The sequence below is a fragment of the Streptomyces mabaensis genome, from assembly GCF_053763515.1.
Genome location: NZ_JBSOPZ010000011.1, coordinates 61,884 through 85,401, shown reverse-complemented (window position 1 = coordinate 85,401; position 23,518 = coordinate 61,884). Strand labels below are relative to the sequence as shown.

At 72.2% G+C, this 23,518-nt stretch carries 22 protein-coding genes and 2 pseudogenes; 9 read left to right on the top strand and 15 right to left on the bottom strand.

Features of this window, described 5'->3' with window-relative positions; translation table 11 throughout:
• Positions 1-211 precede the first annotated feature (211 nt).
• Positions 212-874, top strand: a complete 663-nt coding sequence (locus ACWV17_RS12170) for a class F sortase (protein ID WP_455359669.1) — start codon at positions 212-214, stop codon at positions 872-874.
• Between the two features lie 4 nt (positions 875-878).
• Here the strand turns inward: ACWV17_RS12170 and ACWV17_RS12165 are convergent, their stop codons facing one another.
• The 5 genes from ACWV17_RS12165 to ACWV17_RS12145 all read right to left on the bottom strand — a co-directional run bounded on the left by ACWV17_RS12165 (position 879) and on the right by ACWV17_RS12145 (position 5,061).
• A complete protein-coding gene (locus ACWV17_RS12165; protein WP_455359668.1) occupies positions 879-1,781 on the bottom strand; it encodes a polysaccharide deacetylase family protein in 903 nt (300 codons plus the stop codon).
• A 94-nt stretch (positions 1,782-1,875) separates the two neighbouring features.
• Positions 1,876-3,093: a glycosyltransferase gene (locus tag ACWV17_RS12160; RefSeq protein WP_455359667.1), complete on the bottom strand. Its 1,218-nt coding sequence runs from the start codon at positions 3,091-3,093 to the stop codon at positions 1,876-1,878.
• A gap of 128 nt (positions 3,094-3,221) precedes the next feature.
• A complete protein-coding gene (locus ACWV17_RS12155) occupies positions 3,222-3,623 on the bottom strand; it encodes a VOC family protein (RefSeq protein ID WP_455353342.1) in 402 nt (133 codons plus the stop codon).
• Entirely contained in the window at positions 3,620-4,117 is a 498-nt protein-coding gene (locus tag ACWV17_RS12150) for an N-acetyltransferase family protein (protein ID WP_455359666.1), read from the bottom strand. The genes ACWV17_RS12155 and ACWV17_RS12150 overlap by 4 nt, the downstream gene beginning before the upstream one ends.
• Positions 4,118-4,209: 92 nt before the next feature.
• Positions 4,210-5,061, bottom strand: a complete 852-nt coding sequence (locus ACWV17_RS12145; RefSeq protein WP_455359665.1) for an IS5 family transposase — start codon at positions 5,059-5,061, stop codon at positions 4,210-4,212.
• 290 nt (positions 5,062-5,351) lie between these two features.
• Here ACWV17_RS12145 and ACWV17_RS12140 point away from each other — a divergent pair, with 290 nt between their 5' ends.
• Entirely contained in the window at positions 5,352-5,909 is a 558-nt protein-coding gene (locus tag ACWV17_RS12140; RefSeq protein WP_455359664.1) for a sigma-70 family RNA polymerase sigma factor, read from the top strand.
• Between the two features lie 242 nt (positions 5,910-6,151).
• Positions 6,152-6,610: a hypothetical protein gene (locus ACWV17_RS12135; protein WP_455359753.1), complete on the top strand. Its 459-nt coding sequence runs from the start codon at positions 6,152-6,154 to the stop codon at positions 6,608-6,610.
• A gap of 10 nt (positions 6,611-6,620) precedes the next feature.
• Here ACWV17_RS12135 and ACWV17_RS12130 read toward each other — a convergent pair whose 3' ends face one another.
• The 4 genes from ACWV17_RS12130 to ACWV17_RS12115 form a co-directional block, all read right to left on the bottom strand.
• A complete protein-coding gene (locus ACWV17_RS12130; RefSeq protein WP_455359663.1) occupies positions 6,621-7,823 on the bottom strand; it encodes a histidine kinase in 1,203 nt (400 codons plus the stop codon).
• Positions 7,820-9,550, bottom strand: coding sequence for a sodium/solute symporter (locus ACWV17_RS12125; RefSeq protein ID WP_455359662.1), 1,731 nt, complete (start codon positions 9,548-9,550; stop codon positions 7,820-7,822). The genes ACWV17_RS12130 and ACWV17_RS12125 overlap by 4 nt, the downstream gene beginning before the upstream one ends.
• Positions 9,551-9,555: 5 nt before the next feature.
• Positions 9,556-9,939: a hypothetical protein gene (locus ACWV17_RS12120; protein ID WP_455353349.1), complete on the bottom strand. Its 384-nt coding sequence runs from the start codon at positions 9,937-9,939 to the stop codon at positions 9,556-9,558.
• A 147-nt stretch (positions 9,940-10,086) separates the two neighbouring features.
• Entirely contained in the window at positions 10,087-10,881 is a 795-nt protein-coding gene (locus ACWV17_RS12115; RefSeq protein WP_455359661.1) for a LytR/AlgR family response regulator transcription factor, read from the bottom strand.
• A 129-nt stretch (positions 10,882-11,010) separates the two neighbouring features.
• Here ACWV17_RS12115 and ACWV17_RS12110 point away from each other — a divergent pair, with 129 nt between their 5' ends.
• Complete coding sequence (locus tag ACWV17_RS12110; RefSeq protein WP_455353351.1) at positions 11,011-11,646, top strand: zf-HC2 domain-containing protein; 636 nt, start codon at positions 11,011-11,013, stop codon at positions 11,644-11,646.
• 16 nt (positions 11,647-11,662) lie between these two features.
• Here ACWV17_RS12110 and ACWV17_RS12105 read toward each other — a convergent pair whose 3' ends face one another.
• The 3 genes from ACWV17_RS12105 to ACWV17_RS12095 all read right to left on the bottom strand — a co-directional run bounded on the left by ACWV17_RS12105 (position 11,663) and on the right by ACWV17_RS12095 (position 15,864).
• Complete coding sequence (locus tag ACWV17_RS12105) at positions 11,663-12,541, bottom strand: Fpg/Nei family DNA glycosylase (protein WP_455359660.1); 879 nt, start codon at positions 12,539-12,541, stop codon at positions 11,663-11,665.
• Positions 12,542-12,630: 89 nt separating this feature from the next.
• The gene (locus ACWV17_RS12100) at positions 12,631-14,676 is read right to left on the bottom strand and encodes a SpoIIE family protein phosphatase (protein ID WP_455359659.1); all 2,046 of its coding nucleotides are present in this window, start codon (positions 14,674-14,676) and stop codon (positions 12,631-12,633) included.
• 30 nt (positions 14,677-14,706) lie between these two features.
• A complete protein-coding gene (locus ACWV17_RS12095) occupies positions 14,707-15,864 on the bottom strand; it encodes a DUF6777 domain-containing protein (RefSeq protein ID WP_455359658.1) in 1,158 nt (385 codons plus the stop codon).
• A 195-nt stretch (positions 15,865-16,059) separates the two neighbouring features.
• Here ACWV17_RS12095 and ACWV17_RS12090 point away from each other — a divergent pair, with 195 nt between their 5' ends.
• From ACWV17_RS12090 to ACWV17_RS12075, 4 genes and pseudogenes are all read left to right on the top strand, one after another.
• Positions 16,060-16,563 (top strand): DUF1990 family protein, encoded by a 504-nt coding sequence (locus ACWV17_RS12090; RefSeq protein ID WP_455359657.1) that lies wholly within the window; start codon positions 16,060-16,062, stop codon positions 16,561-16,563.
• A gap of 46 nt (positions 16,564-16,609) precedes the next feature.
• Positions 16,610-18,022, top strand: a complete 1,413-nt coding sequence (locus tag ACWV17_RS12085; RefSeq protein ID WP_455359656.1) for a lipase maturation factor family protein — start codon at positions 16,610-16,612, stop codon at positions 18,020-18,022.
• A gap of 197 nt (positions 18,023-18,219) precedes the next feature.
• A pseudogene (locus ACWV17_RS12080) lies at positions 18,220-18,696 on the top strand (amidase family protein); the annotation flags it as partial.
• Between the two features lie 164 nt (positions 18,697-18,860).
• Positions 18,861-19,778, top strand: a pseudogene (locus ACWV17_RS12075) (amidase family protein); the annotation flags it as partial.
• Between the two features lie 31 nt (positions 19,779-19,809).
• Here the strand turns inward: ACWV17_RS12075 and ACWV17_RS12070 are convergent.
• Together ACWV17_RS12070 and ACWV17_RS12065 are read right to left on the bottom strand one after the other, a co-directional pair.
• A complete protein-coding gene (locus ACWV17_RS12070; protein ID WP_455359655.1) occupies positions 19,810-20,802 on the bottom strand; it encodes an SDR family oxidoreductase in 993 nt (330 codons plus the stop codon).
• A 144-nt stretch (positions 20,803-20,946) separates the two neighbouring features.
• On the bottom strand, positions 20,947-21,117 hold the full coding sequence (locus tag ACWV17_RS12065; RefSeq protein ID WP_455359654.1) for a hypothetical protein: 171 nt from the start codon (positions 21,115-21,117) through the stop codon (positions 20,947-20,949).
• A gap of 391 nt (positions 21,118-21,508) precedes the next feature.
• Between ACWV17_RS12065 and ACWV17_RS12060 the strand changes: the two genes are divergently transcribed.
• Positions 21,509-21,988 carry an HD domain-containing protein gene (locus ACWV17_RS12060; protein ID WP_455359752.1) on the top strand — a complete coding sequence of 160 codons (480 nt, stop codon included), beginning with the start codon at positions 21,509-21,511 and terminating at the stop codon, positions 21,986-21,988.
• Here the strand turns inward: ACWV17_RS12060 and ACWV17_RS12055 are convergent.
• The gene (locus tag ACWV17_RS12055) at positions 21,967-23,421 is read right to left on the bottom strand and encodes an SDR family NAD(P)-dependent oxidoreductase (RefSeq protein WP_455359653.1); all 1,455 of its coding nucleotides are present in this window, start codon (positions 23,419-23,421) and stop codon (positions 21,967-21,969) included. The genes ACWV17_RS12060 and ACWV17_RS12055 overlap by 22 nt on opposite strands.
• Between the last annotated feature and the right edge of the window lie 97 nt (positions 23,422-23,518).

Genomic DNA, 23,518 nt, shown 5'->3' with positions numbered 1-23,518 from the left:
ACACGCCGACGCGGAGGCCCCGGACACTGACGGACGCGCAGGTCACACACCGTCAGGATGCTTGTCGTATCAATACTCGGATGGCTGCACCCGGACCGGAGCCGCCACCCGTTCGCCCTTCTCTCCTCGCCGCCCCTCTCGCGCGCGCTTAGCGTGCGTGGTGGGGCAGTGAACGCGGGGACGGACCGCGTCGGGCCGGGAAGGGAGAACCATGACCGAGGACGAGACCGGCATGGAGCGCAGGAGGCGCTCCCCCTGGGGTGTCCTGGCTCTGGTCATGCTCACCGGGCTCGCGATGATGCGGAACGGTGCGGACGTGCCCCTCGGGCCGCCCCAGCCTGCCGCCGCCGCGGCCGTGGGCAAATCCGACTCCCTCGCCGCGGCCGCGCCGACGCCGCCCTCGAGTCTGGCGCCCCTGATGCACTCCTCGGTCCAGGGGGTGCGCATCCCCACGATCAATGTAGACGCGCCCGTGATGACGGTGGGGCTCGACAGCCAGGGATGGATCGAGGCACCGCCGCCGGGGGACGCCAATCTCGCCGGCTGGTACCTGAACGGCATCGCGCCGGGGCAGCGGGGCACCGCGGTGATCGTCGGGCATGTCGACAACTCCTCCGGCCCGGCGGTCTTCTACAACCTCGGAACGCTGCGGAAGGGCCACCGGATCGAGGTCACCCGGTACGACGGGCGGGTCGCGGTCTTCGAGGTGTACGGCGTCGAGGTGTTCAGCAAGAACAACTTCCCCGGCGCCCGCGTCTACGGCGACAACGGCTACCCGGAGCTCCGGGTGATCACCTGCGGCGGCGGCTACTCGAAGACGGGCGGCTACGACGGGAACGTCGTCGTCTTCGCCCGGATGGTCGCGACCCGCTGACCGCTCAGTACCTCGGCAGGGCGGGGAGGGTGATGCCGTATCCCGCGTCCAGCAGCTCCGGCAGGTACCGGCGCAGGGCCCTGACGCTCTGCGAGCGGTCGCCGCCGGCGTCGTGCGAGAGGACCACCACGCCCGGGCCGGCGCCTTCCCGTACCCGCTCGACGATGGTCCTGGTGCCCGGCTCGGTCCAGTCCAGGGTGTCCACGGTCCAGGCGAGCGGTTCCATGCCGAGTTCCGCGCCGATCTCGAACGTCCACCCGTTCCAGGCCCCGTACGGCGCCCGGAACCAGACCGGCGGTGCTCCGGTCGTACGCGCCACCATGTCGCTGGTGCGGCCCAGTTCGGCGGCAACCGCCGGCCGCCGGAGCCTGGTGAGGAGCGGGTGCGACCAGGAGTGGTTGCCGACGATGTGGCCGTCGTCGGCCATCTCGCGCAGCAGATCCCGGTTGTCGGCGGCCATCCCGCCGCAGACGAAGAACATCGCCCGGACGTCGTGGCGGCGCAGGGTGCGCAGGATGGCGGGCGTGTACCGCGGGTCGGGTCCGTCGTCGAAGGTCAGCACCATGCTGCGCTCCTGCGGGGGCAGCCGCAGGATCGGCCTGCGCCGCACCGGCGGCAGCCCCGGCCGGTACTTCTGCGATGTGTGGGCGGTCATGGGCAGGAGCCGGTACGAGGCGGGGCCGAGCGGGCGGACCGCCCGCGCCCCCGGACCGGGGCCCGCGCCAGGGCCAGGGCCCACGCCCGCGCCTGCCCCGGGGCCGGCGGCGGGCGCGCCGGGCGAGGGCGCGCCGGGACCCGGACGGCCGGTCTGTTCCCTGGCCAGGACCCCGGCGGCGCAGAGGGCGCCGAGGCAGACGGCCGCGCGCAGCAGCGCTCGACGCTCGAAAAGCGGTTCATCCTCTTTCATGACTAATGGCTCGCATGGGGGGCGTCCCGCCTGCCCGCCCCACACCGGTCACGGCGGGGAATGCACCCGATGGGACGAGCCCGCCCGACCTTTCTCAGCTGACGGCGTCGAGCAGCAGTTTCGCGGCCACCATCGCTCCGTCGGTGCGGACCGTACCGGCCACGGTCTTCGCCCGGGCGCCGGTTTCGGGGTCCAGGGCCGTCTTGAGCGCGGCTGACAGGGACTCGACGGTCGGAACCGGACCGTCGTGGGCGACGCCGATGCCCAGCTCGGCCACCCGGCCGGCCCAGTACGGCTGGTCCGCCAACTGGGGCACCACCACCTGAGGAGCGCCGGCCCGAGCGGCCGTCGTCGTCGTGCCCGCGCCACCGTGGTGCACGACGGCAGCCACCCGTCCGAACAACTGCTGGTGGTTGACCTCGCCGACGGCGAAGCAGTCGTCCCGGTCGTCGATGAGGCCCAGATCCGCCCAGCCGCGCCCGACGATTACCCGGCGGCCCTTCGCGCGAACCGCCTCAATGGCCACCCGGGCCGCATCCTCCCCTGCGCGCACTGCCATGCTGCCGAAGCCCACGTACACGGGCGGCGCGCCGGCGTCCAGGAAGGTCACGAGCTCCGCCGGGAGCGGCCGCTCGTCGGGCAGCACCCACGCGCCGGTCTGTACAACGTCGAGGTCCGGCGTCTCCAGCCACGGGTCCAGCGCCGGGTCCGTCGCCAGCCACGGCCGGTCGCCGAAGGCGTAGTCGCGGACGTTGTCCACCGGGGGCAGGCCGATCGACGCCCGGCTGGTGTTGAGCGCCTCACCGAACAGCGCATTGATGCTCTGGGCGTCCAGCTCCCACAGTGCCCGGTTGTCGGTCACCTCCGGCGGGAACGGCCGCCCCGGGTACGCCAGCGGCGGGCGCCGCGGCGAGGGCAGGGTCAGCTGCTGGAAGATCACGGACACGTAGCCGATGCCCAGCTTCTCGGCCACCGACCGCGCCCCGGCGACAGCCGGCATCGCGCCCGTCGCCACCAGCACGTCGCACCCCTCTCCCGCCGCGGGTATCACCTCGAACTGACTGGCAATCAATTCGGCCGCACGCTGCGGCAGATTCCCCTTCGACGGCGGCGGCGCCGCGGTCGTCAGCGCGCGCGCCGACTGCCCGACGCCCACCATGGACACGCCGACCCCGGCCAGCCGCTCCGCGAAGTCCTCGTCCGGCGGCGCGCACACCCGCACCTCCGCGCCGAGTTCCCGCAACCGCACCGCGAGCCCAACCAGCGGTTCGACGTCCCCACGCGACCCATACGTCGACAACAGCACACGCACTTCGTGAATCTCCAATTTCCGTGGTTTCTTGGTTCGGCGGCAGGACCAGGGTCTGGCCGGCCGAGACCCTCCCTGTACGGCCGTCGCAGGTCACCTCAAGGACGCCCGCGTAGACCGTCCAGACCTGTTCACGTCCCGGACGGTGGGATGATCGGGGCGGCCCATTCGACCAGTTGGATGACAACCCCGTTCGGGTCGGTCATCTGAAACAGCCGCTCACCCCAGGGCTCTTCCCTGAGGGGCATGGTGATGGGGGCGCCCGCCGCGCGCAGACGGGCTTCCTCCGCGTCCAGGTCGGTGACCGTGAGCGCGACGATCATGCCGGCCGCCTCCTGGTGCCGCTGCTCCGCGGGGAGGACTTCGGTACCCCTGCGGAGCAGGACGATGTCGACGGCGGCGTCCTCGCGGGTGAGGGAGGCGAAGCCGTCGTCGGCCATGGCCACCTTGTAGCCGAGGTGGGTGCAGAGGAAGTCACGGGACGCGTCCACGTCGGCGACGGTCAGGGACAGGGTGGAGGCGGAGACGTTCACGGCAGCTCCTCGGAAGGTATGCGGTGCGGTGGGCGGGTCGGAGGCGTCAGCAGGTTTCTCAGCTGGTGATGGTCAGGCCGGAGTCGAAGGAAGGCTTCGCCCGGGCTGTCGGCCGCCGCTTCGACGATCAGACTGCGCCGGTCCTCGGTACGGCAGGCCGCCACGACCGCGGACAGCAGGCGGGAGCCGGCTCCCCGGCGCCGGTGCGCTGGGTCGACTTGGAGTTCCATCTCGGCGAGGTGGTCCCTCCCGGGGGAGGTGAACAGCCGCAGGCCCGCGACTCCGACCGGGACGCCGTCCGCCCCGGTGGCCAGCCAGGTCAGCCGGTGGCTGTCCAGGGCGGGCTTGGTGAGCTGAGCGTGGATCTGCCCTGGGCCGGGGGGCGGTACGCCCGGCAGGTCGTGGGCCATCGAGGCGGCGACGAGCTGGTGCCACGCGGCGGCGTCGGTGACGGAGATGTGGTGGAGCTGGGTGAGGCGGACGTGCTCGGACAAGGCGATGACTCCCGCGATTGACGTTCCCGAAGTGATCCAACCACTCCGAAGATCATTTCGTTAGGAGTTCTTAGAGGGCATCTGATCAACATTCAGGCCGAATTTGCCGATTCGCCCGTTTCGATTCGCCAGGTTGGGGTGGATTCTCCGGTGAGCTCGCGGCTCATTCTGTTAGCCATCGCCCAGTGGATCATTGTCAGGGACCTTTGAGGCAGAGTTTCGTAGTCCCGCGCCAGGCGCCGGTGCTGCATCAGCCAGCCGAAGGTCCGCTCGATCACCCACCTCTTGGGCAGCGGCTGAAAGCCTTTCGCTGTCGGCCGTTTTACCACCTCGACGTCGATGCCCAGGCCGGCCCCGTGCTGGAAGACGCTGCTCTGGTAGCCGCCGTCGGCCCAGACCTTGCTCACGCCGGGATGCGTGGCGGCCAGCTCGTCGAGAAGTAGTTTCCCGCCGGTCGAGTCGTGCACCGAAGCAGCCGTGACGATGACGGCCAGGACCAGGCCGAGGGTGTCAGTGATCAGGTGACGCTTGCGTCCCTTGATCTTCTTGCCCGCGTCGATGCCCTGGCTTGCCTCGGCCACGTTTGCCGAGGTCTTCACGCTCTGGGCATCCACCACGGCTGCCGACGGTTCCGTGGCTCGACCGTGTGCGCGGCGAGTCTTGTCCCGCAGCAGATCATGGACCTGCTGGGTGGTGCCGTCAGCCTCCCACTTCGCGTAGTAGTCGTAGACGCTCTTGTACGGCGGGAAGTCGTGCGGAAGGTACTCCCACGGGATACCGGTGCGGTTGACATACAGGACCGCGTTCACGATCTCCCGCAGGTCATGCACCCGCGCGGCTACACCGGGCCCGGTCCGCGCGGCACGCCACGCGGTGAACACCGGCTCGATCAAAGCCCACCGGGCATCGGACACATCACTGCTGTACGGACGACGAGCGCTCACCCACTGTGCAACGACGCACCATCGCCAGCAGTCACAAGAACATCCCAAAACACCAATTACCTAGATCAGATGCCCTCTTAGGACCTGTCCGGCGGATCAGGCCCTGGAGCCGTTCACCGCACCGTTCGACCGCTCGTCGCACCTGCTGCGGGGTCCGTTCGGCCGCTGGGCGCTGAACTGCCGCCCGCACGCCGACCGGCGGACATCTCCGCGGGGACCCTGGGGCCAGTCCCCGGTCACCGCGGCAGCCGCGGTCGACGGCCAACCGGTCTCCCGAAGGAGCGTTCACGGTGTCTACCTCCCGCCAGCAGCACCCCGGCCCGGCCGCGACGCCGCCGCGCACCGACGAGCGGGCCCTGGCCGAGCTCCAGCGGGAGCACGGCACGGCCCTCTTCGGCTTTCTGCTCGGCCTGACCTACGGCGACCGGCAGCGTGCCGAGGACCTGGTGCAGGAGACCCTGGTACGTGCCTGGCAGCACCCGGAGGCGCTGGAGAGCGACCACGAGTCGATGCGCCCCTGGCTGTTCACCGTGGGCCGCCGGCTGGCGATCGACGCGCGCCGGGCCCGGCAGGCCCGGCCCAGCGAGGTGGGCGCGGACGCACTGGAACAGTCCGCCTCCCCCGAGGACCACATGACCCGGTCGGTCACCGTGCTCGACGTACGCGAGGCGGTCCGGGCGCTCAGCCCCGAGCACCGCGACGTGCTGGTACAGGTCTACTTCCGCGGCCGGTCGGTGGCCGAGGCTTCGGAGGCGCTGCGCATACCGCCGGGCACGGTCAAGTCCCGCTCCCACTACGCGCTGCGCACCCTGCGCAAGGAACTCCGCGGCTACGGCTTGGCAGGCTGACGGCGGCCGGTAGGCTCGGCCGCGCGCGGCCGTACGCCCGGTCTCGCGCGCGGCCCGCGTGAACACGTGGCGTACAGAAAACGAAACCACAGCGACGAATTGAGTAAAGCCCGTCCCTCGCGCGTGTCTGAGAGTGAAGGCTCGTCAGTGACGGCACGGCGTGCGAGGAAGACCGGGAGAAGGTGGATCGGTTGCGGCCCGAGAGCACGAACGGCACCAGCGGGGGCGAACTGGCGATACCCATGGCGTGGCTGTACGCCGAGTACATCGCCGACGAGCTGCTGCGCACCGGCAACCTGATCCCGCCCGGCACCCTGGAGTTCCGCTCCGGCAGACAGACCCTGGCGCTGACCATCTACCTCTCGGACAGCGCCGGTGAACTCTCCGGCATACGGGTCATATCGCGGCTCGACGAGTGGCTCTCGCTCACCGCGTACGGCCACCCCTGGCAGGACTGGGTGCGCGAACGCTTCGACCGGATCGACGAGGAGCGCGCCGACGGCTGCGGCACCGACCCGGACCTCGAACTCGCCCGCTCGACCTGGCGCTGGCTGGAGCGCACCGAACTGCTGGCCACGGACCTGGACACGGCGAACCCCTGGCACCAGACGGACTTCACGGTCGACGAGAGCAACCAGGTATGGACCCCGGCCTGGCAACTGGGCCTACCCCTGGGCCACCTGGCGATCCATCTGTTCTGAGCGGCTCCACTCACGGCTGCGGGTGCACTCCCGCGCGGTACTTCGGGAAGCGGACCGTGACCTTCATGCCCGCCCCCGGGCCCGTCTCGATGACCAGGCCGTAGTCGTCCCCGTACACCTGGCGCAGGCGTTCGTCGACGTTGGAGAGCCCGATTCCGGAGGACGCGGTGCTCTCCCCCGCCAGGATTGCGCGGAGCAGTGCCGGCTCCATGCCGACGCCGTTGTCCTCGATGGTCACCGTCGCCTCGGCTCCCGCGTCCTGGGCCGCGATGGTGATGCGGCACTCGTCGACGGAATCCTCCAGTCCGTGTTTGACCGCGTTCTCCACCAGGGGCTGCAGACACAGGAAGGGCAGCGTCACGGGCAGGACCTCCGGGGCGACCTGCAGAGTCACCTTCAGGCGGTCGCCGAAGCGGGCGCCGGCCAGGGCGAGGTACTGCTCGATGCAGCGGAGTTCGTCCGAGAGGGTGGTGAAGTCGCCGTGCCGGCGGAAGGAGTAGCGGGTGAAGTCGGCGAACTCCAGGAGGAGTTCGCGGGCCCGCTCCGGGTCGGTCCGGACGAACGAGGCGATCGCCGCGAGGGAGTTGAAGATGAAATGCGGTGATATCTGAGCGCGCAGCGCCCGGATCTCGGCCTCGATCAGCCGAGTGCGCGACCGGTCGAGCTCGGCGAGCTCCAGCTGTACGGAGACCCAGCGGGCCACCTCGGTCGCGGCCCTGACCAGCACGGCCGACTCGCGCGACCCGTACGCCACGAGCGCCCCCAGCACACCCTCCTCACCGGTCAGCGGCGCGATCACCGCCCAGCGCAGCGGGCACTCGGGGTCCTCGCAGTGCGTCCGGACGCTCTGGCTCCGCCCGGAGTCCAGCATCTCCGCCACGCGCGGCATCACCCGTTCCTGGTGGTGACCCCGCCCCGGCCCGTCCCAGGCGAGCACGCTCTCGCGGTCGGTCAGGCACAGCGCTTCCGTCCCCAGCAGCGAGCGGAGCCGGCGGGCCGCCTTGCGCGCGGTGTCCTCGGTGAGCCCGGCCCGCAGCGGGGGCGCGGCCAGCGACGCGGTGTGCAGGGTGTGGAAGGTGGCCCGTTCGACGGGCGTACCCAGATCGAGGTCCGCCCGGTGACCGCGCCGCGCCGTCAGCCGGCCGAGCACGAAGCCGGCGGCGAGGACCACGGCCGCGGCGGCGGCCAGCGCCGCGACGACGGTCGCGCTCATCGCTCCGCTCCCCCGCTCTGCTGGGCGAGGTTCTCCGGCAGGTGCAGGCGCGCCAGGGTGGCCGCGGTCCCGGCCGGTACGCGACTACGGGTGGCCAGCGACACCAGCACCATGGTCAGGAAGCCGAGCGGCACCGACCACACGGCGGGCCAGGCCAGCAACGTGTGCGGCCAGCCCCCGCCCGGGACGCCGGCCCGGGTGGCCATGACGGCGGTCAGCGCGGCTCCGCCGCCGACGACCAGCCCCGCCACCGCGCCGGGCGGGGTCAGCCCGCGCCACCAGATGCCGAGCACCAGCAGCGGGCAGAACGACGAGGCAGAGACGGCGAAGGCGAGACCCACGGCGTCGGCCACCGGCACGTTCGTCGTCACCGTGCTCAGCGCGAGCGGGACGCCCATGGCGATCACGGTCGCGAGCCTGAAGTGGCGTACCCCGCGCGTCGGCAGCATGTCCTGGGTCAGTACGCCGGCCACCGCCATGGTCAGCCCCGAGGCGGTGGAGAGGAAGGCGGCGAACGCGCCGCCGGCCAGCAGCGCGCCGAGCAGGTCCCCGCCGATGCCTCCGACGATCCGTTCGGGCAGGACGAGTACGGCGGCGTCCGCCTCGCCAGTGAGGGCCAGTTCGGGCACGTAGATCCGGCCGAGGGCGCCGTACACCGGCGGCAGCAGGTAGAAGGCGCCGACCAGGCCGAGGACGACGAGGGTGGTGCGGCGGGCAGCGTTGCCGTTGGGGCTCGTGTAGAAGCGGACGGCGACGTGGGGCAGCCCCATGGTGCCGAGGAAGGTGGCGAGGATCAGCCCGTACGTCGCGTACAGCGGGTGCTCCTCCAGGCTGCTGGACAGCGGCTGGGACCAGCTCGACCCGCCCGCCCCGGCCGGTTCGGCCTTCTCGGGCACCTGCGCGCGGGCCGGGAAGCGGAGGGTGGTGCCCGCCTCGATGAGGTGGGTGCCCGGGTCGAGGGCGAGCGGCTCGCCGTCGTACCGCTCCTCGTCGACGGACCCGGTGACGGTGATCCGCAGCGGTTCGTCGATCTCGATCCGGACGGTGTCCTCGATCCGTACGGCGGTGTGCTCGCGGAACGTCGCCGGTTCGGCGAAGCGGGCGCGCGGCGCGTCGTCGCCCAGCCAGGCCGGCACCAGGAACAGGGCGGGGACGAGCAGCGCGGTGAGCTTGAGCCAGTACTGGAAGGCCTGGACGAAGGTGATGCTGCGCATCCCGCCGGCCGCGACGGCCCCGGTCACCACGAGGGCGACCACCACCCCGCCGACCCAGTCGGGCGCGCCGGTGAGGATCTCCAGGGTCAGCCCGGCGCCCTGGAGCTGCGGCAGCAGATAGAGCCAGCCGATGCCGACGACGAAGAGGCTCGCGAGCCGGCGGACGTGCTGGGACTCCAGCCGCGCCTCGGCGAAGTCGGAGAGGGTGTACGCGCCGGACCGGCGCAGCGGCGCGGCGACCAGGACCAGCAGGACGAGGTAGCCGGCCGTGTACCCGACCGGGTACCAGAGCATTTCGGGGCCCTGCAGGAGGACGAGGCCGGCGACGCCGAGAAAGGACGCGGCGGAGAGGTACTCGCCGCTGATGGCGGCGGCGTTGAGGCCGGGCTTCACGCTGCGGGACGCGACGTAGAAGTCGGAGGTGGTACGGGATATCCGCAGGCCCAGCGCACCGAGAGCCACCGTGCCCAGCACGACGACGGTGACGGCGGGGACGGCGTACGCCTGGTTCACCGGCGTCAGCGTCCTTCGACGAGGCCGGTGAAGTCGCGCTCGTTGCGTTCGGCCCGCCGGACGTACCAGCGGGCTATCAGCAGCAGCACGGGATACACCGCGACCCCCAGGACTCCCCACAGGAGGGGCGCGGCGGACGGAAGCGTTCCGGAGGCGGCGCGCGGGAGCGCGAACAGCAGGGGCAGGGTGCCGACGAGCAGGACCAGCATGCCGAGGGCGAGCAGCGCGGTCCGCAACTGGCTGCGCATCAGTGACCGGACGTAGGTGGTGCCCAGCGTGGTCTGCTCGGTGATCTCGGACCGGGCCGGCGCATGTCCGGGGGGCCGCCGCCGGGCGTTGCGGGGCACGCCGGTGACGGTCTCGCGGCGGGGGGACTGCTCTGCAGACATCGTCGTCCGCTCCGGCATCTCTCGGCGGCTGGCGGGGCGCAGTGGAGTCTACGCAGCGACGATTAGCGTGGGGAGAGACGGGGAGCCGGCCGGTCCGGCGGCCGGGTGCGGAGGGGGGCCGCGGGTGCCGGGGGCCGGGCGGGGGCGTCAGCCCTGGGCGTGCCGCATCAGCAGGTCCCGCAGCTCCCGTGCATGGCGGCGGCTGACCGCCAGTTCGGCCTCGCCCACCCGCACGCTTGTCGTCCCCGCGTCCAGCCGCAGTTCTTCGATGCGTCCCAGCGCCACGAGATGCCGCCGGTGGATACGGACGAAGCCCCGCGAAGCCCAGCGCTCTTCGAGCGTGGAGAGGGAGATCCTGACGAGATGGCTGCCCGCGTCCGTGTAGAGCCGGGCGTAGTCGCCCTGCGCCTCGACATACGCGATGTCGCCGACCGGGACGAAGCGGGTGACCCCGCCCAGTTCGACGGGTATCTGGTCGGTGCCGCCGATCACCGCCGGCCCCGGACCAGTGGGCGGACCGCCGGTCCGGACCGTACGAAGGTCACGGGCCGCCTCGAACCGGTCGCACACCCGGCGCACCGCCTCGGCCAGCCGCTCTTCGCGGACCGGCTTGAGAACGTAGTCGACCGCCTTGAGGTCGAAGGCCTGGACGGCGAAGCCCTCGTGGGCCGTGACGAAGACGATGTGCGGGGGCCGGGCGAAACCCGCGAGCAGCCGCGCGACGTCGAGACCGGTCAGCCCGGCCATATGGATGTCGAGGAACACCACGTCGATGGCGTCCTCGCCGTCGGGTCCCGCGTCGAGCGCGCGGTTGATCCGGCGCAGTGCCTCGGTGGCGTCGGTCGCGCCCTCCGCGCTGCGTACCCTCGGATCGGCGCGCAGCAGGTACAGCAGCTCCTCGAGAGCGGGTCTCTCGTCGTCGACGGCCAGTGCTCGCAGCATGCAGCGGAGTGTAGGCGGGACTCCCACGGCCCGGAACCGCGTGTCCACAGGCGGTGAGCAGATGAGCCCTCGGCTCCGTACTCGTGGGTGACACCTCCCGCACACCCCGCAACGCGCAAGGAATGGCCCATGAGCCCGCAGCAGCCGCACCGAGACGCCGGCGCGTACGCGCTCGGCGTCCTGGATCCGGTGGAATCGTTCCGCTTCGAGGAGCACCTGGCCGACTGTGCCGTGTGCGTGCTACGGCTCAGCGAACTGGCCGGGGTCGAAACGCTGCTGGCCGCACTGCGCGACGGCGGACCGCCCGCCCGGCCGCACCCCGGCCTGCTGGACCGGCTGATGGACGAGGTCGCGGCGCGCCGGCGCAGGAGCAGCAGGCGCCGGCTCCGGCTGGTCGCCGCGGCGGCCGCGCTGATCCTCGCGGCACCGCTGGCGGCGCTGGGGCTGGCGGACCGTGGGGACGGCGGGCGGCAGCTCACCGCGACGGACGCGGTCACCGGGGTGTCCGCCGCGCTCGCCGTCGAGGAGAAGGAGTGGGGCACCGACGTGGGACTGCGGGTCGCGCACGTGCCGGGCCCGTCGACATGCTCGCTGGTCGCGGTGGGCCGGAACGGCGAGGAAGAGACCGTCACCACCTGGGCGGTGACCACCGGCTACGACGAGCCCCTGGTGGCACAGGGCGGCGCGGCGCTCGGCCGGGACGAGATAGACCACTTCGAGGTCCGCACCCCGGACGGCAGGCGACTGGTCACCATCGGCATGTGACCCGCGCGCCGGGCGGTTACTTCAGCAGGCGCGACAGCCTGCGGTCGGCCAACGGTTTCCCGCCGGTCTGGCAAGTGGGGCAGTACTGCAGTGAGGAATCGCTGAACGACACCTCCCGGATGGTGTCCCCGCACACCGGGCACGGCTCGCCGGTCCGGCCGTGCACCCGCAGCCCGCTCTTCTTCTCCGCCTTGAGCCGTCCGGCGGCCACCCCGCGGGAGCGTTCCACCGCCTGGCGCACCGTGTGCTCCATGGCCTCGTACAGCCGGCCCACCTCGTCGTCCGTCAGGCTCGCGGCGAGCTTGAACGGCGACATCTTCGCGGCGTGCAGGATCTCGTCGCTGTACGCGTTCCCGATCCCCGCGATCACGCTCTGGTCACGCAGGACGCCCTTGAGCTGCCGCCGTTCCCCGGCGAGCAGCGCGGCGAACGCCGCCCGGTCGAAGCCCTCGCCCAGCGGATCGGGCCCGAGCCGGGCGATGCCGGGCACCTCGGCCGGGTCCCGTACGACGTACACGGCGAGCCGCTTCTGCGTGCCGGCCTCGGTGAGATCGAACCCCTCACCGTTGTCCAGGACGACCCGCAGGGCCAGCGGGCCCTTGCCGGGCCGCGGCGGCGCGGCGGGCACCTGGTCCTTCCAGTGCAGCCAGCCCGCCCGGGCGAGGTGCGTCACCAGATGGAGGGCGCCCGCGCCACCACCGCCGCCCACGGTGATGTCGAGGAACTTGCCGTGCCGCTCGACGGCGCTGACGGTCTCGCCCTCCACCGAAGTGAGCGGCGGGTCGTACGTCTTGAGCACACTCACGGCGACCGGCATCGCACGGGCGACCGTCCGACCGACGAGGTGCTCGGTCAGAAAGTCCCTGAGCGCTTCGACTTCCGGCAGTTCCGGCATGTCTCCCAGCGTGCCTCAACCGGACCTGGTCCGCCTCACCTGCCACCGGACTCAGTCCATGCCGCCGTACTCAGTCCATGCCGCCGTACTCAGTCCATGATGAATTCGCACCAGACGCACTTGCCGCTGCCGCGTGACTCCACACCCCATACGTCGGCCACCCGGTCCACCAGCATCAGGCCGCGCCCCGAGACGCCGGACTCGCCCGCGTCCCGGCGGCGGGGCAGCACGCTGGAGCGGTCCTCCACGTCGACGCGCAGGCGGCGGTCCGGGCCGGTCAGGACGCGGATAGTGACGATCGCCGGCCCGTCGGTGTGCAGCAGGGTGTTGGTGATGAGCTCGTCCGCGACGAGTTCGACCTCGTACGCGCGCTCCTTCGGCCCCCACGCGCGGACCGCCGCGCGGATCATGTGACGGGCCGAGGTGAGGGCTTCCGGGTCGTTCTGGGCGACGTGCTGCTGGAGCCGGCTGCCGCTCTGCGGCGTGTCGACCGCGCGGCGGCGCATCAGGAGCAGCGCCATGTCGTCGTCGCCGCCGCGTTCGTCGCCGACCTCGCAGAGCCGGTCGGCGAGCTTCTGGAGATCCGCGGGCCCGCCGCTGACCAGGGAGGTGAGGCGCTGGACCCCGTCGTCGAGGTCGGCGCCCGGCTGTTCGACGAGCCCGTCGGTGCAGAGCAGGAGCATGTCGCCCGGGTCGAGTTCGACCGTGGTGACCGGGTATTCGAGGCGGCCGAACTCGGCGGACAGGCCGAGCGGCATACCGCCCTCAACCGGCAGCCGGCGGCATTCGCCGTACCGGCCGCGCAGCAGCGGATCGATGTGTCCGGCCCGCACGATCTGCAGGACGCCGGTCGAGAGGTCCGCCTCCACGTATGTGCAGGTGGCGAAGCGGTCGGTGTCCAGCTCGTGCAGGAAGACCGACGCCCGCGCCACCACCGTGGCAGGCGAGTGGCCTTCAGCGGCGTAGGCCCGCAGGACGATCCGGAGCTGGCCCATGACGGCCGCCGCGTGGGTGTCGTGGCCCTGTACGTCCCCGATCACCGCGCCAACCCGGCCGCCGGGCAGCGGGATCACGTCGTACCAGTCCCCGCCGATGTCGCGGCCCATCCGCGCCGCACGGTAGCGGACGGCGATCTCGGCGCCCGGCACGGAGGGGATGCGGCGCGGCAGCATCGCCTGCTGCAGGCCCTCCGCGAGATCGTGTTCCTGCTCCAGCAGCATGGCCCGCTGGAGGCTCTGCGCGATGCTGCTGCCGAGTGCGACCAGGAGGTTGCGCTCGTCCTGGGAGAAGCGCCCCTTGTCCTGGTAGAGCAGCCCGAGGGCGCCGATGGGGCGGGCCTGGGCGATCAGCGGCAGGTAGGCGGCGGCCGAGAAGTCCATCCACGAGATCCGCGACCACAGTTGCGGGTAGCGGGTGGAGAACTCCGCGCGGGAGTCGATGAAGCGGGGCTGCAGGGTCCGTACGACCTCGCTCATGGGGAACTCTTCGTCGATACGGGTGTACCGGGTGCCGGGGACGAAGCTGCCCGGCGGTCCCTCGGCGACCAGATGGATGCGGCCCGCTTCGACCAGGCCCATGAGGAGCCCCATCGAGCCGAGCCGTTCCATGCCGTGGTGGTCGCTGAGCGCGTCGATGACGTCCTGCACGGTGCGGGCATGGGCGAGCGCGGCGGTGGTGCCTTCGACGACGGAGGTCTGTCTGCGCCGCTCCTCGTCCACGCCGAGGCGTTCGGCGGAGTGCGAGAGCTCCTCGGTGGCGTCGCGGACGATGCCGATGATGCGGTGCGGGCGGCCGTCGTCGTGACGCAGGATGCGGCCCTGGGTGTGGGCCCAGCGCAGCCGCCCGTCGCGCCGGCGGATGCGGAAGTACGCGCCGTACGTGGCCGCGCCGTTCTTGAGGGCCTGGGAGACGAGCGCGTCGAGCCGGACGCCCTCCGCGGGCGGGACGCGGTGGGCGAGGGACTCCGGTCGGTCGTCGTACTCCTCGCGGCGCACGTCGAACACGTCGAGGGCGGGCGCGTCCATGTGCATGAGGCCGGAGGCCAGGTCCCAGTCGAAGCTGCCCATCCGGTTGAGGGCGAGACTCAGGTCCGGGTGTGCGGGCCAGTCGTCCGGCAGCGATACGGCGGTCGGCACCGATCCACCTTCGACACGAATCGGATCGGCCTAGGCCTCCTCCCGGAAGACGTCGCCGTAGCCCGTCCCGGCCTCCTCGGGCGGCAGGAACGGGTCGGCCGGCACGGGCTGTGCGGGCGGCTCTTGCGGCGGAGCCGCCGGCGAGGGGACGACGGGCTGGGCGGGCTGCACGGGCTGAGGCGGCTGAGCGGGCTGGGCCGGCTGAACAGGCTGCGCCGGCTGAGCGGGCTGGGCCGGCTGAACAGGCTGCGCCGGCTGAGCGGGCTGGGCCGGCTGAACAGGCTGCGCCGGCTGGGCGGGCTGCACGGGCTGCACGGGCTGCGCAGGCTGCTGCTGGGGTACGGCCGGCGCCCCGCTGGAGGCGCCCGCATCCGGCTGGTTGGTCAGGAAGCCGTCCTCGGGGCCGTACGCGGGCGGGATCTGCGGGAGCCGGTCCTGGGCCCCGTCGTCACCGGTCTTGCGTTCGAGCCAGGTGTTGTCCGTCATGTTGACGATCATCAGGCGGTCGATCACCCGTGCGGCGGGCTTGATGACGACGACTTGTACGGGCTCGTAGCCGATCCACGTGGGGCCCCGGTGGACCGTTGCCCCGGCGGTGTTCACGGGGGGCCGCAGCGGGTTCCCGCCGGCGCACCGGACCCGCGGCATCCCGTGGCCGTCGACCAGCACGGCGGTGCCGGCCTGGAGCACGGCCTGGTACGGCGTCACATCGCCGTCACGGAACCCGTGGCCGGTGACGCGCGCGTCCGCGCGCAGCAGGACCGGGGTCAGACCGCGCAGGTACTCCGCGACGATGGCCTCGGAGATCTCGCTCGTCCGCGCGAAGGCGCGCGCCTTGGCCGGATCGGTGGTCAGGAAGTGCACCTGCTGTTCGACATCGCAGCTGCCGAGGGATCGCGTACCGCCGTACAGGCCGGCGGTGGAGCCGGTGACGGTACGGACGACCTGCCCCTTGGCGGGGGACGGCGGGCTGCCCGCAGGGCCCGGCGGGCGTACCGGGGTCGCGTCCGAGGTCGCCGTCGACCCGGTGAACGGATCGGGGCCCTGATCCGCGACCGGCTGCAGCAGGATCTCCTGTGCGTCCGTCTTGTCCTTCGTGTCCTTGGCGGTGCTGCCGCCTCCGCAGCCCCCGACGCCGAGGACGAGCAGAGACACGGTCAGCGCGCCGGCCAGAGCGAAGGAGCGCATCGGTCGAGGCACAGGATTCTCCCGCCATGTTCTGTACGGCCGCGATCAGTACAAGTCGCCCCAATTGTCTCCAACACGCCCCGCCCCCCCGCAACCCAGAAGCGTCCGTCCGGACCCGCCGCCCGGCACCCGGGCGTTCACATCACGGCATAGAGTCCGATGCGGACCTGAGCGCGCCCCCAGCGGAGAGACGACGTGACCACCTACCCCGAACGCGGCGCGACCGCCCACCGCCCGCTGCCCGCCGGGTACAACCACCTCCACCACCGCACTCAGGTCGGGCACGGCCGCGCCGACTTCGAGGCCGCGGGGGCCGCGGTGACCAGCTTCCGGATGCACCGGCGGGCCGGCGTACGCGTCTGGGCCGACCGGGAGCGCGCCGAGCCTGGCGGCGCCGTCGAGGTCGCGATCGGGGGCGGGCCGGTGTGGGTCGCCGCGCCGTGCGAGGTGATCTGGGCGGTGCACGAGAGCGATCGGACCGGCTTCGCGTACGGCACCCTCGCCGGGCATCCCGAGTGCGGCGAGGAGTCCTTCGTCGTCCATCTGGCCGCAGACGGCTCGGTGTGGTTCTCGGTGATCGCCTTCAGCCGCCCGGCCCTCTGGTACACGCGGGCGGCGGGACCGCTGGTGCCGGTGCTGCAGCGGTTGTACGCCCGCCGCTGCGGGAAGGCGCTGCGGCGGATCGTCCGCGGCGGCTGATACTGGGAGGACCGCCGGGGGTGGTGGCGTCGAAGGAGCGCTCACGATGGAGTGGTTCACCGCACCCGACTACTGGCTGAGCCGACTGGTCTTCCAGCGCGCGCTGGCCGGCGTCTACCTCGTCGCGTTCCTCGCGGCGGCCCTTCAGTTCCGTGCCCTCATCGGCGAGCGGGGCATGCTGCCGGTGCCCGACTTCGTCCGGCGGGTTCCCTTCCGCAGGGCGCCCAGTCTGTTCCAGCTCCGGTACTCCGACCGCCTGTTCGCCGTCTGCGCATGGACCGGCGCGCTGCTCGCCGCCGCGGTGGTCTGCGGCGCCGCCGATGCCGTGCCGCTGTGGGCCGCGATGCTGATGTGGGCCGTCCTGTGGGCGCTGTACCTCTCGATCGTGAACGTCGGCCAGACCTGGTACGGCTTCGGCTGGGAATCGCTGCTGCTGGAGGCCGGGTTCCTCGCCGTCTTCCTCGGCAACGACCGCACCGCGCCGCCCGTCCTGGTCCTGTGGCTGCTGCGCTGGATGCTGTTCCGGGTCGAGTTCGGGGCCGGGCTGATCAAGATGCGGGGCGATCCGTGCTGGCGCAAGCTGACCTGCCTGGACTTCCACCACGAGACGCAGCCGATGCCCGGCCCGCTCAGCTGGTTCTTCCACCATCTGCCCAAGCCCGCCCACCGGGTCGAGGTCGCGGCCAACCATGTGACCCAACTGGTCGTCCCGGTGCTGCTCTTCACCCCGCAGCCGGTCGCCTCGGTGGCGGCCTGCGTGATCGCCGCGACCCAGTTGTGGCTGGTGCTCTCGGGAAACTTCTCCTGGCTCAACTGGCTGACCGTCGTGCTCGCGCTGTCCGCGTTCGACGGTTCACTGATCGCCGAGCCGCCGCCGCTCGCCGCTCCGCCGCTCTGGTACGAGGTGGTGGTGATCGCCGTCACCGCCCTGGTGCTCGTGCTCAGTTACCGGCCGGCCCGCAATCTGGTCTCCCGCCACCAGGCGATGAACCGTTCCTTCGACCCCCTCCACCTCGTCAACGCGTACGGCGCGTTCGGCAGCATCAGCCGGGTCCGGCACGAGGTGGTGGTCGAGGGCACGGACGAACCGGTTCTCCACGAGGGCACGGTGTGGCGGGAGTACGGATTCAAGGGCAAACCCGGTGATCTCCGCCGGCTGCCGCGCCAGTACGCCCCCTACCATCTGCGACTCGACTGGATGATGTGGTTCGCGGCGCTCTCCCCCGCCTACGCCGGCTCCTGGTTCGGCGCGTTCGTCGAGCGGCTGCTGGAGAACGACCGGGACACCCTGCGCCTGCTGCGGCACAACCCCTTCCCCGGCGCCCCGCCCACCTACGTCCGCGCCCGCGTCTACCGGTACCGCTTCACGACCTGGCGGGAGCTGCGCGCCACCGGAGCCTGGTGGCATCGGACCTATGTACGGGAGTTCCTGCCGCCCGCCCGTATCATGCGGCCGTGACCACGACGTGGACGGACCGCACCGCTGCAGACCTAGGGCCTGTCCGGCGGATCATGGCCGGGGCCACGACGCCTGGCACGGCACCTCGCCGCGTTGCCGAAATGCCCGAATAGCTCCGCTATTAGGGCACTCCGGCGCCTTGCGATGCACCGCACCAGACGCCGCGTCCTATCCGGCCCTGATCCGCCGGACAGGCCCTAGCCGCCGCCGTACGGGAGAAGCGGGTCACCCCGCGTGAGGTGGCCGCCCAGCACCTCGCCCGGATCAAGGAGTTGGACGGCCGGATCGGCGCCTTCCGTACGGTGCGGGCGCAGGCCGCCCTCGCCGAGGCTGACGCGCTCGCCTCGCGCACCGACCTGGACCGGCTCCCGCTGGCGGGCGTGCCGGTCGCGGTCAAGGACAACCTGGCGGTGCGGGGCGAGGCGAGGCGTAACGGCTCGGCCGCGAGTTCCACCGCGCCGGCGGACGAGGACCATGTGACGGTCGCCCGGCTGCGCGCGGCCGGGGCGGTCGTCGTGGGGCTGACGAACGTACCGGAGCTGTGTGTCTTCGGTACGACGGACGGGGTGCACGGCACGGCCCGCAACCCGTGGGACCTCTCGCGCACCGCGGGCGGCTCCTCGGGCGGCAGCGCCGCCGCCGTGGCCGCCGGGATGGTGCCGGTGGCGCTGGGGGGTGTCCGGTCGATCAGGCCGGATCAGCGAGCGGCGTCTGGTGCGTGCAGCTGCAAGGCGGCCGGATTCGGCCATAGCGGAGCTATGGGTGGATTTGGCCAACGCGGCAGATGTGCGTGCCAGACGACGGGAGCCCGGCATGATCGACCGGACACCCCCCGAGCAACGACGGGATGGGCTCGCTGCGCATCCCGGCCGCCAACTGCGGTCTGGTCGGCCTGAAGCCGGGTCTCGGCAGGGTGCCGGCCGGGATCGGCAACGGCGACTGGTTCGCGATGGCGGAGAACGGTCCGCTGGCGACGACAGTCGAGGACGCGCGGCTGATGCTGGCTGTACTCATGGGGCATACGGGGATCGCGGGGCCTGCGGAGTCCCCGGGGCGCGCGAACGAGGAACCGCGGTCCACGCCCGCGCCCGGACCCGCCGCACTCCGCATCGCCGTCTCCACCCGCAGCCCGCTGCCGGGCGTGACCGTCAGCCGCCCGTACGCCGACGCAGCCCGCGAGGCCGCCCGGGTGCTCGCCGGTACGGGCGCAGTGCAGACGGTCCGGCGCGCCGATCCGCCGTATCCGCTCAGTCTCGGCCCGGCCGTCCTCGCCCGCTGGACGGCCGGCACCGCGCAGGACGCGGAGGGCCTCGATCCGCGGCTGCTCACCCGCCGCACGCGCCGCCACGCCGCCGCCGGGCGGCTGGCCGCCCGTACGCCGCTGCTGCGCACCGATCACCGGGAGCGGCTGCGGCAGCGGCTGACGCCGTTCTTCGAGCGGTACGACGTGCTGCTCACCCCGGCCCTGGCCCGCCGGGGCCCGATGGCCGGGCCGTGGCACGAGCGCGGCTGGCTGCCCAACCTGCTGGTCAACACCCGTTACTCGCCGCTGACTCCGCCGTGGAACCTGACCGGCTGGCCCGCCCTCGCGCTGCCGTTCGGCACGCTCCCGGGCGGAGCACCGTGCTCCGTACAACTGGTCGCACTGCCCGGCGGCGAGGAGCGGCTGCTCGAGGTCGCGGCCCTGCTGGAGAAGGTGCGCCCCTGGCCCCGGACAGCACGGCTACCGGCACCGCCGCCGGCACCGCTGCACTGAGGGACACGGCCGGCGGTGTGGGACGCCTTCGTCAGACGACCCCGAGGACCTTGGCCTCCCTCTCCTGGTCGAGGCCGACCCGGGGGCGGTCCGGGCGCTGCGGGGCAACCCCGCCCAGCCCCTGCAGCCAGGTCCAGGTGTCGGCGACCGTCTCCTCGGCCGTGCGGCAGCGCAGCCCGGCCGCCAGTGCCTTGGACACATCGCCGCGGTGCATGGTGTCGTGCTGTTCCCCCGGCGGCAGCCAGACGGGCAGGTCCATCCAGGGCTCGATGCCGGCCGCGAGGATCACTTCCGGGTCGGTCCAGCGCAGTTCGGCGTCGGAGCCGGTGACCCGTACACACGCGTCGAGCAGCTCGCCCATGGTGGTGTGCCCCGGCGGGCCGACCAGGTTGTACGGGCCCGCGAGCCCGCGTTCGGCCGCGTCCAGGGACCATCGCGCCAAGTCGCGCACGTCGATGTACTGCACGCCCGACTCCCGGGGCCCGGGCGCCAGGACCGGCCCGCCGCGCGCGATACGACCCAGCCACCACGGCAGCCGTCCGATGTTCTCGCCGGGCCCGAGGATCAGGCCCGCCCGGACCAGCAGCGCCCGGTCGCCGAACGACGCGGCGGCGGCCAGCTCCCCACCGCGCTTGGCCTCCGCGTACCCGACCTCGCCGGCGTCGGGCGAGCCGTCCACCAAAGGGGCGTTCTCGTCGAGGCCCGCCGGGGTGGGGTACGCGTAGACCGACCTGCTCGACACGTACACGTACCGGCCCGCCCGGCCGGCCAGCAGCCGCGCGCTGTCCCGTACGGCCGACGGGGCGCCCGACCAGGTGTCGACCACGACGTCCCACTCCGCCGTGCCCGTGGCGAGGGCCGCCAGGCCGTCGGCGGCGGTGCGGTCGCCGCGCAGTGCGCTCACACCCGGCGGCGGCTGGTGATGACCGCGGTGGAACACGGTCACGTCCCAACCCCGGGCAAGCGCCTCCTCGGTGACGGCGCGCCCCACGAACTCCGTTCCACCCAGCATCAGCAGCTTCATGGCAGGCAGCCTGCCCGCCGTCCGGTGGTCCCGGAACCCCCTCATGCTCAGAGCGGAATCGGTGAACCCCTGCGGCTCGCGGGGCCGCAGGGGCGCCGGTTCACGGGTGCCGGTTCACGGGTGCCCGTTCACGCCCTTGGGAACTCAGTCGATCCCGGGCAGGATGTGCGGCTCGGCGAGGTCGTCCTCGTATCCCGCGAGCCGGATGGGTGCCGACCGTGCCCACACTTCGAGACTGCGGAGTTGTGTGGGCCGGCCGGCCCGTTCACCGCCCTCGTCGGGGGCCTTCTCGTCCTTCGTCATCTCTGGTGTCACCGCGCACTCCTCATGTGTCGCGTAACCCTTCGGACGTTCCCGCCGCGGCCTCTGCCGACCGCCGCGGCCGCCTGTCCGGGCAGGGGGGACATGCCTGTTCGCGGTCGCGGTGGCGCCGTTGTAATCCGTCGGATCCGGCCTTGTAGGGCTGTCCGTGGTCCTCAGAGTACCCATTTGAGCGGGGTGCCGCTCGATAGGGGCTCGAATCCGGACTGTCCGCTCCTCGACGCTCTCCGTTCAGATCGGTGTTCACCCGCCCGTGATCTGCTCGGCGTGTCGGCGGCAGGTCCGGGGAGGAGTCCGCGTGGAAGTACCCAGTACCGAAGTTCCCAGTACCGAAGTAAGCAGTACCGAAGGGCGCGGTGTCGATGTACGCAGTGTCGAGGAACTGATGTCCTTGCTGGACGCCTGCCGTGGCGTCCGGGACGCGCCCGGCCACAGCGGCGGCCCCGTCGATCTCCACGACCACGTCCTGCGAACGGCGCACCTGCTGCGCCGTTCGCACCCCGCCGACAAGGAACTCCAGGTGGCAGGGCTCGTCCATGGTCTGGGGGAGGTGCTGCACCCCGGCGACGGTCCGGGGCACGCCCATCATGCCGCCGACGCCGTGCGTGCGCTCCTCGGCGCGCGGGTCGCCCGGCTCGTCGAACTGCACGCGGCACTGCACGCGGAACCGTACGCACCGGACGTGCCCGCGGCGGCCTTCCGGGACGACCCGCACGCGGAGGCGGCGCTGACGCTGCGCCAGGCCGACGAGGCGGCGAAGACCGTCGGTCCGGAGAACGCGGGCGTCATGGAGGACTGGCGGCCGGTGCTGGAGCTGGTAAGCGCCGCGGCCGGCTCCGCCGGCTACCAGGCGGCGGGGGCGTAGTCCTTCAGGAAGCAGCCGAACAGCGCCTCGCCGTCCTCACCACGCACGATCGGGTCGTAGACGCGGGCGGCGCCGTCGACCAGGTCGAGGGGGGCGTGGAAGCCCTCCTCGGCCAGCCGCATCTTGTCCGGATGCGGGCGCTCGTCGGTGATCCAGCCGGTGTCCACCGCCGTCATCAGGATGCCGTCCGACTCGAACATCTCCTGGGCGCTGGTGCGCGTCAGCATGTTCAGCGCGGCCTTCGCCATGTTGGTGTGCGGGTGGCCGGCGCCCTTGTAACCGCGGCTGAAAACACCCTCCATCGCGGAGACGTTCACGACGTACTTGTGCCGGGCGGCGGCCGCGGCCATCGCCGGGCGGAGGCTGCTGATCAGGATGAACGGCGCGGTGGAGTTGCACAGCTGCACCTCGAGCAGCTCGACCGGGCTGACCTCGGAGACGGTCTGCACCCAGCTGTTGGTGTCGTGCAGGTCGGGGACCAGGCCGCCCGCGTCGATCGCCGTGCCGGCCTCGATCCGGGCGAGCGAGGCGGAGCCGGTGACCAGGGCCAGCTCGGTGACGTCCTGCGCGCTCAGTACGTTCTGCGCCCCGGACGGCAGCGCGGCCTGGGCGCCGCTGCCGAACGCGCCGATCACCTCGGCGGAGGGCAGCTCACCGGCGGGCAGCGGCGCCGACTCGGCGGCGACCAGCTCGCTGTACGCCTGCGGGGAGCGGCGCACGGTCTGCGCCGCGTTGTTGATCAGGATGTCGAGCGGACCCTCGGCGGCCACCGAATCGGCGAGGGCCACGACCTGGGCCGGGTCGCGCAGGTCGATCCCTACGATCTTCAGCCGGTGGATCCAGTCGGCGCTGTCCGGCATCGCCTTGAATCGGCGGATCGCGTCGTTCGGGAAGCGGGTGGTGATGGTGGTGTGCGCCCCGTCGCGCAGCAGCCGCAGCGCGATGTACATGCCGATCTTGGCCCGGCCGCCGGTGAGCAGTGCCCGCCGGCCGGTCAGGTCCGTACGCGCGTCGCGGCGGGCGCGGTTCTCGGCGGCGCACTTCTGGCACAGCTGGTGGTAGAAGGCGTCGACCTCGACATACCGGGTCTTGCAGATGTAGCAGGACCGGGGGCGCTGGGGTATGCCCGCGATCTCGCCGGTGACCGAGGAGGACGGCAGCAGGCCCTCCGTCTCGTCGTCGATCCGCTCGGCGGAGCCGGTGGCGGTCGCCTCCGTCACGGCCCGGTCGTGTGCGGTCTTCGCGGCCCGGCGCTCCTGGCGGCGGCGCTGCTTCACGGTCCGGTAGATACCGGCCGTGGCGCGCCGTACCGCGATCGCGTCCGGGTGGTCGACGTCCAGCTTGTCGAGCTCGTCGAGCACGCTGAGGCAGACGGCCAGGCGCTCGGGGTCGATTCCCGGCCCGTACGCCTGGATCTCTTCTGTCACCGTCATGGCCGCTGCAGTTCCTCGATCACTCGTGCCGCGCGCGTGCGGCGTGACGTTCCAAAAGCGGAACTTTACGGAGCCGAAGGGCCTTGCGCCAAACCGG